The 7,428-nt window shown below is 73.3% G+C and carries 5 protein-coding genes; 2 read left to right on the forward strand and 3 right to left on the reverse strand.

What is annotated here, in order from left to right:
* Positions 1 to 329 precede the first annotated feature (329 nt).
* On the forward strand, positions 330 to 2,390 hold the full coding sequence (locus AOK22_RS23585) for a HelD family protein (RefSeq protein ID WP_055700707.1): 2,061 nt from the start codon (positions 330 to 332) through the stop codon (positions 2,388 to 2,390).
* Positions 2,391 to 2,397: 7 nt separating this feature from the next.
* Here AOK22_RS23585 and AOK22_RS23590 read toward each other — a convergent pair whose 3' ends face one another.
* The 3 genes from AOK22_RS23590 to AOK22_RS23600 form a co-directional block, all read right to left on the reverse strand.
* Complete coding sequence (locus AOK22_RS23590) at positions 2,398 to 2,994, reverse strand: DUF2165 domain-containing protein (RefSeq protein WP_055700708.1); 597 nt, start codon at positions 2,992 to 2,994, stop codon at positions 2,398 to 2,400.
* 50 nt (positions 2,995 to 3,044) lie between these two features.
* Complete coding sequence (locus tag AOK22_RS23595; protein ID WP_055700709.1) at positions 3,045 to 3,734, reverse strand: copper homeostasis protein CutC; 690 nt, start codon at positions 3,732 to 3,734, stop codon at positions 3,045 to 3,047.
* Positions 3,735 to 3,863: 129 nt separating this feature from the next.
* The gene (locus tag AOK22_RS23600; RefSeq protein WP_055700710.1) at positions 3,864 to 6,158 is read right to left on the reverse strand and encodes a heavy metal translocating P-type ATPase; all 2,295 of its coding nucleotides are present in this window, start codon (positions 6,156 to 6,158) and stop codon (positions 3,864 to 3,866) included.
* Between the two features lie 231 nt (positions 6,159 to 6,389).
* Between AOK22_RS23600 and AOK22_RS23605 the strand changes: the two genes are divergently transcribed.
* Entirely contained in the window at positions 6,390 to 7,403 is a 1,014-nt protein-coding gene (locus AOK22_RS23605; RefSeq protein WP_063795317.1) for a hypothetical protein, read from the forward strand.
* Positions 7,404 to 7,428 lie beyond the last annotated feature (25 nt).

The raw sequence follows: 7,428 nt of genomic DNA on the forward strand, positions 1-7,428 counted from the left end.
CGGCCCCGCCCCACAGACGAACCCAAGGCGGCAGGCACCGCCAAGAAGCAGACGCCCACGCACCCGCCCCACAGACGAACCCAAGGCGGCAGGCACCGTCAAGGCGCAGACGGCCACGCACCCGCGCCACAGACGAAGCAGCCGCGCAGGCACCGCCCAAGGCGCCCCGCCAGACAAGGCGCCCCCGCCAGAAAACCGTTGGCCAGCCCCCGTACCCCTCGCCTAAGATGCCCCCTTCCCCGCCTCCCTCCGCGGAGTGCCGTCGGCCGGTCGGTAACCGGTCGGCAGAGGCCAGCACCACGACACCGCTGAACCGCCGGAGGCACCCCGTGCACGCCGCCCCTGACCACTCCGCCGACCCCCTCGCCCGGGAGCGAGGGCACCTCGCCGCGTCCCGTTCCGCGCTGCGCGCCATGCGCGAGGACGCCGAGGCCCTCGACATCCGCGACGTCACCGCGAACTGGGTGAACGCCGCGGTCCTGGAGCGACAGCTCGACGAGCGGATCAAGTCGCTCGCCGACCTCGCCCACACCCCGCTCTTCTTCGGCCGCCTGGACTACCTGCACGCGCCGGGCGCCGAACAGGCCGAGGGCGCGGAGGGCGAGCAGTTCTACATCGGCCGCCGGCACGTGCACGACGCCGACGGCGACCCGATGGTCATCGACTGGCGCGCGCCGGTCTCGCAGCCGTTCTACCGGGCCTCCAAGAAGGACCCGATGGACATCGCGCTGCGCCGCCGCTTCGGCTACACGGGCGGCGAGCTCACCGCGTACGAGGACGAGAACCTCAGCGACGCCACGGAGGACGAGCAGACGAGCAGGCTGCTCCAGCAGGAGATCGAGCGCCCGCGCGTGGGCCCGATGCGGGACATCGTCGCGACGATCCAGCCCGAGCAGGACGAGATCGTACGCAGCGGGCTGAGCGGAAGCGTCTGCGTCCAGGGAGGCCCGGGGACGGGCAAGACCGCCGTGGGCCTGCACCGGGTCGCGTACCTGCTGTACGCGCACCGCGAGCGCCTCGCCCGCACCGGCACGCTCGTCATCGGACCGAACGCGTCCTTCCTTCACTACATCGAGCAAGTACTGCCCGCGCTCGGCGAGTTGGAGGTCAAGCAGGCCACCGTCGACGACCTGGTCGCGCACGTGGAGGTGCGCGGCACGGACGAGGCGGCCGCCGCCCTGGTCAAGGGCGACGCCAGGATGGCGGAGGTGCTGCGCAAGGCCGTGCGGTCGCACGTGACGATGCCCACCGAGCCCCTCGTGGTCGTCCGGGGATCCCGCCGCTGGCGCGTGCCCGCGTACGAACTGGAGGAGATCGTGGGCGAGTTGCTGGCCCGCGACATCCGCTACGGCGCCGCCCGCGACGCCCTGCCGCAGCGCATCGCGCACGCCGTCCTGGTCCGGATGGAGCAGGCGGGCGAGGCCCCGGACGACCGCGTGCAGGACTCCGTGGCGCGCAACGCCGCGGTGAAGGCGGCGGTGAAGGCCGTGTGGCCGCCCGTCGACCCGGCGAAGCTGGTCCTGCGGCTGCTGTCCGACGCGGAGTTCCTCGCGGCGCACGCCGAGGGGATCCTGAGCGAGGACGAGCAGAAGACGGTGCTGTGGGCGAAGCCCGCGCGGAGCGTGAAGAGCGCCAAGTGGTCGGCCGCGGACGCGGTGCTGATCGACGAGGCGAGCGACCTGGTCTCGCGGACGCACTCGCTGGGGCACGTGGTCCTTGACGAGGCGCAGGACCTCTCCCCGATGCAGTACCGCGCGGTGGGGCGGCGCTGCACGACGGGTTCGGCGACCGTGCTCGGCGACCTCGCGCAGGGCACCACGCCCTGGGCGACGCGGAGTTGGGCGGAGGCGCTGGGCCACCTCGGCAAGGCCGACGCGGTCGTGGAGGAGCTGACGGCCGGTTTCCGTGTGCCGCGCGAGGTCATCGCGTACGCGTCCCGGCTGCTGCCGGACATCGCGCCGGGCCTCGCGGAGGTCAACTCGGTGCGTGAGGCGCCGGGTTCGCTCGCGGTGCGGCGGGTCGAGGACGCGGCCGGCCTGGACGCGGCGTGCCTGGCGGCCTGCGCGGAGTCGCTGCGCCAGGAGGGCTCGATCGGGCTGATCGCCGCGGACGCCCGCGTCCCCGCGCTCGCGGAGGCGCTGACGGCGGCCGGGATCACGTATCTCTCCCCCGGCGAGGAGACCACGCCGGACACCCGGCTCACGCTGGTCCCGGCGTCGCTGGCCAAGGGTCTGGAGTACGACTACGTGGTGCTGGACGAGCCGGCGGCCGTGGTGGACGGCGAGCCGGACGAACGGACGGGCCTGCGCCGGCTGTACGTGGCGCTGACCCGTGCGGTGTCCGGCCTGATCGTCGTGCACGCGGCCGGACTGCCCGCGCAGCTCGCCTGACGTCAGGTCACCCCTCTTTCGCGGCCGCCTCCTTGGCGCCGTCCGCCGGAGTCACGGCGGACGGCAGGTGCGTCACGACGAGCACGATGCCCGTGAGCGTCACGATGCGCGTGGCCGCGTCCAGGCCGTTCCAGTCCTCGGACTGCCACATGGCGAACCACTCGCCGCCGATGCCGATGAAGCCCACTCCGAACAGGAGCAGGAGCATCAGCAGGCCGATGGTGCCCGTCTGCCGGGCCCGTCGCAGGGCGTCGGCCCGCCGGGGGCCCGCGGCGGCGCGCAGCGCCCCGGCCCACCGGACCGTCGCCGTGCCGAGGACGAGCGCGGCGAGCGTCTCCCAGGCGATGATCCCGACGTAGGCGGCGTCCTGCAGGGCGGTGGACGTCACCGCGCGCCACATCAGGTCGTCGTCCTTGAACGTGGTGTCCATCGCCAGGACATGGCGTACGAACTGCTGGTTGGAGTCGAAGTCGGTGATGTTCCCGAACGCGACGAGCGCGATGTAGAGCGCGACCGTCCCGGTGAGCAGGGTCGCGGCGACGGGCAGTGTCCCGGCCGCGAGTATCCGCCCCGCGGGACGCGTGTGTTCAGCTGGTGTCGGCATGAGGTCCCCTCCGTGTCGATCCAGTTGTATCGCGCCCCGCGGGAAAAGGATCAACCGTCGACGGCGGCCCGCCACTCGGCGACGGCGGCGGCGGAGACCGGGGCCGACCAGCCGTCGGGGCGCGCCGCGCCGCCGATGTGGAAGGCGTCGACACCGGCGGCCTTGAGGCCCGGCAGGTGGTCGAGGCGCAGACCGCCGCCGATGAGGAGCTGCGGCGCGTATCCCGGTTCGCCGCGCCGGGCGGCCTCGGCGAGCAGCGTGGGCAGCCCGTCGTCGACGCCGGCGGCGGAGCCCGCGGTGAGGTAGGTGTCCAGGCCGGGCAGGTCCGCGAGCTGCTTGCGCAGGGCGTCGCGGTCGGCGGCGCGGTCGATGGCGCGGTGGAAGGTCCACCGGCAGCCGTCGAGGGCGGCCACGACGGTCTCGACGGCGGCGAGGTCGGGGCCGCCGTCCTCGTCGAGGAAGCCGAGCACGAACTCGTCGGCGCCCTCGCTCCGGAGCTCGCGGGCGCGGCGCACGAGCGCGTCGACGTCACCGGCGGCGAACCCGTCGGCCAGGCGCAGCATCACGCGCAGCGAGATGTCGACTCCGGCGCGGATCGCGGCGAAGGTCTCGCGGGACGGGGTGAGGCCGTCCGCGGCCATGTCGGTCACCAGCTCGAGGCGGTCGGCACCTCCGGCCTGGGCGGCGACGGCGTCCTCGACGTCGAGGGCGATCACCTCCAGGACTGCACGCTTGCTCATGGATGTCTCTTCCTTCGGGTCGCGATCCCAGTCACATAGGTCTAGTCCAATTACCACCCTACGCGCAGAACACCCCGGCGCGAGCCGAGTCGCTCGCACCGGGGTGGCGGATGTGGCCGTCGAGACGGATCAGGACAGTGGCTTGAACCCCCGCAGCCGGAGGCTGTTGCCGACCACGAAGACCGAGGAGAAGGCCATGGCCGCGCCCGCGATCATCGGGTTGAGGAGGCCGGAGGCGGCCAGCGGGAGGGCGCCGACGTTGTAGGCGAAGGCCCAGAAGAGGTTCGACTTGATCGTGCCGAGGGTGCGGCGCGAGAGGCGGATCGCGTCCGCCGCGGCCCGCAGGTCGCCGCGGACCAGGGTCAGGTCACCGGCCTCGATGGCGGCGTCCGTGCCCGTGCCCATCGCGAGTCCCAGGTCGGCCTGGGCGAGGGCCGCCGCGTCGTTCACGCCGTCGCCGACCATGGCCACGCTGCGGCCCTCGCCCTGCAGCCGCTTCACCACGTCGACCTTGTCCTGCGGCATGACCTCGGCGATCACGTGCTCGGGAGCGATGCCGACCTCGGCGGCCACGGACGCGGCGACGGCCTTGTTGTCGCCGGTCAGCAGCATCGGGGTGAGCCCGAGCGCGCGGAGCCGCGTGATCGCCTCGGCGCTGGTGTCCTTGACCGCGTCGGCGACCTCCAGGACCGCGCGGGCCTCGCCGTCCCAGGCGACCGCGATGGCCGTGCGCCCCGCCGCCTCGGCCTCGGCCTTGGCGCGCTCCAGCTCCACGGGCAGGTGGATCGCCCACTCGGCGAGCAGCCGGGTGCGGCCCACCAGGACCGCGTGGCCCTCGACGACGCCCTGCACGCCGAGCCCGGCGACGCCCGCGAAGTCCTCGGGGGCGGGCAGCTCGCCGACGCGGGCGGTGGCACCGGCGGCGACGGCCTGGGCGATGGGGTGCTCGGAGGAGTGCTCCAGGGCGCCGGCCAGGCGCAGGACCTCGTCCTCGGTGGCGTTGTCCGCGGTGTGGGTGGCGAGCAGGGTCATCTTGCCGGTGGTGACGGTGCCGGTCTTGTCCAGGACGATGGTGTCGACCTTGCGGGTGGACTCCAGGACCTCGGGGCCCTTGATCAGGATGCCGAGCTGCGCGCCGCGGCCGGTGCCGACCATGAGGGCGGTCGGGGTGGCGAGGCCCAGGGCGCACGGGCAGGCGATGATCAGGACGGCGACCGCGGCGGTGAACGCGGCGGTCAGGCCCGCGCCGTTGCCGAGCCAGAAGCCGAGGGTGGCGAGCGCGAGGCCGATGACGACGGGCACGAACACCGCGGAGATCCGGTCGGCCAGGCGCTGGGCGGCGGCCTTGCCGTTCTGGGCGTCCTCGACGAGCTTGGCCATGCGGGCGAGCTGGGTGTCGGCGCCGACGCGGGTGGCCTCGACGACCAGGCGTCCGCCGACGTTCAGGGTGGCGCCGGTGACCGCGTCGCCGGCGGCGACCTCGACGGGCACGGACTCGCCGGTGAGCATGGAGGCGTCCACGGCCGAGGAGCCCTCGACGACCCTGCCGTCCGTGGCGATCTTCTCGCCGGGCCGGACCAGGAAGCGGTCGCCGGTCTTCAGCTCACCGACAGGGACGGTCTCTTCGCGTCCGTCCTCGCGCAGCACGGTGACGTCCTTGGCGCCGAGCTGGAGCAGCGCCTTCAGGGCGGCGCCCGCCTTCCGCTTGGAGCGGGCCTCGAAGTAGCGCCCGGCGAGGATGAAGGCGGTGACTCCGGCCGCGGCCTCCAGGTAGATGTTCCCCGCGCCGTCGCTGCGCTCGATGGTCAGCTCGAAGGGGTGCGTCATGCCCGGGGTGCCCGCGGTGCCGAAGAACAGCGCCCACAGCGACCAGAGGAACGCCGCCGAGGTGCCGACCGAGATCAGCGTGTCCATGGTGGCCGCGCCGTGCCGGGCGTTGGTGAACGCCGCCTTGTGGAAGGGCCAGGCCGCGTACGTGACGACGGGCGCCGCGAGGGTGAGGGACAACCACTGCCAGTACTCGAACTGCAGGGCGGGGGCCATCGCCATCGCGATGACCGGCACGGACAGCAGGACGGCGGTGGTCAGGCGCTGACGCAGCGGGCGCAGCTCCTCGTCGGCGGCCCGCTCCTCGTCCGCGCCGCCCTCCGCGTCGCCGGAGGCCTCCCGCACGGGGGCGGGCTCCTGGGCGGTGTATCCGGTGGCCTCGACCGTGGAGATGAGGTCCTGGACGGAGACGTCCGCGCCGCGGTAGCTGACCTTGGCCTTCTCCGTGGCGTAGTTGACGGTCGCCTCGACGCCGTCCATGCGGTTGAGCTTCTTCTCGATGCGGGCCGCGCAGGAGGCGCAGGTCATGCCACCGATGGCGAGTTCGACCTCGGCGGTGGGCGCCGCTTGCGGGGCGCCGGGTGCGGTGGTGGACATGTCTGCGGACTCCTCGTGACGTGGGCGGAGGAAGAAGCGGTCGCCCGGTTCGGTGGTGCCGGTGCCGCGATACCCGGGGCGGGTACCGCTGACGAGATCCATGTATACCCCCAGGGGGTACCTGGCGCAAGAGGGGTCCAGGGCTTGACTTCATACCCCCAGGGGGTATCTTCGTGTCCATCGAGTCCGACCGGCCGGAACCACCGGACGGGGATCACCCAGGGAGCCGTCATGAACACCGGACTGAAGATCACCGCATTCGCCGCCGCCGTCGCCGCGACCTTCGGTACCGCGTACGGCGTGGGCCAGGCCATCGACCCCGTCACGGAGGCGAAGCCGGCGGCGCGGCACGGAGAACACGACGGCGACCCGCGGAAGGAGAAAGAGATGAACGGCGAACACGAGGGCGCCCAGCACGCGGGCCACGGCGAGAGTGCCCCCGGCGGCCTCCAGGTCTCGGAGCGCGGCTACACGCTGGACCTCAGGACGGCCCGCATCGAGGCGGACCGGCAGGAGGAGCTCCGCTTCGCCGTCGTCAAGGACTCCTCGGGCAAGAACGTCACGGCGTACGCGAAGGAGCACGACAAGGAGCTCCATCTGATCGTCGCCTCACGCGACCTGAACACCTACCGCCATCTGCACCCGACCCGCGCGGCCGACGGCACCTGGTCGACGAAGGTCGAGCTGCCCGAGGCCGGCGGCTACCGCGTCTTCGCCGACTTCCGCCCCGAGGGCGCGAAGGAGGGCCTCACGCTGGGCGCGGACCTGGCGGTGGCGGGCAGGTACGAGCCGAAGGAACTCCCCGCGCACGACACCACGGCGAAGGTCGACGGCTACGACGTCACGCTGAAGGGCGACCTGAGGACGGGCGCGGGCGGCGACCTCACGCTGAACGTGGCGAAGGACGGCAAGCCGGTGACCGACCTCCAGCCCTATCTGGGCGCGTACGGCCACCTGGTCGCGCTCCGCGCGGGCGACCTGGCCTACCTCCACGTGCACCCGAACGGCGAGCCCGGCGACGGCAGGACGAAGCCGGGCCCCGGCATCTCGTTCATGGCGGCGGCGCCGAGCAAGGGCGCGTACCGCCTGTTCCTGGACTTCAAGCACGAGGGCAAGGTCCGCACGGCGGCGTTCACGGTGCACGCGGGCGGCGGGACCGGCCACGACGGCCACGGCGCGACGGAGAAGGGGGACGGAGCGAAGGAGAGCGGCGGCGCGCAGGAGGGCGGCGGCCACCGGCACTGACGGCCCCCGCCCCCCTGGCGCCCCC

This window comes from Streptomyces silaceus (assembly GCF_001419745.1).
GTDB classification, from domain to species: domain Bacteria; phylum Actinomycetota; class Actinomycetes; order Streptomycetales; family Streptomycetaceae; genus Streptomyces; species Streptomyces silaceus.